The organism is Gilvimarinus sp. 1_MG-2023, assembly GCF_030548285.1.
The window spans coordinates 1-434 of the sequence record NZ_JAUOSC010000177.1 but is presented as its reverse complement, the minus strand read 5'-3'; the positions used below and the strand labels follow the sequence as shown (position 1 = coordinate 434).

General features: G+C 58.1%; 1 protein-coding gene. It reads right to left on the bottom strand.

Annotated elements, in window-relative coordinates; translation table 11 throughout:
- A partial coding sequence (locus Q4563_RS16300; protein WP_303605223.1) for a PhoH family protein occupies positions 1-434 on the bottom strand: 434 nt, incomplete at both ends.

Here is a 434-nt window from a genome sequence, read left to right as displayed (position 1 = left end):
GTGCTGCGGGTGGCGATAATCCGGCGAAACTGCTGGGTGGCGACGGTCATTTCAATGGCGGCGGCCAGTGCCAGAATGGTTTTGCCGGAACCGGCCTGACCACTGAGCGTTACCAGCGAGACCGACGGATCGAGCAACAGATGTAATGCCAGCGCCTGGGGCAGGTCCCGTGGACGCAGTCCCCAGGCTACCTGAGACATCAGTTGCTCCACCGGCAAGTCGTGCAATACCGCCATGTCGTTGTCCAGATCCACCACCTTGCCGACAAAGCCGCTTTCATCAAGGATAAAATGATTGAGATACAGTTCGTCAGGCAAATGGCCTCGCGGAATACGGTGGAAAGTCCCGGTGGCATCATGGAAGCTGTTGACCTGGGTCTGGCTGTCCCAGAATGAATCGGCATAGGTGTGGTAGCCGGTTTCCAGCAGCGACAC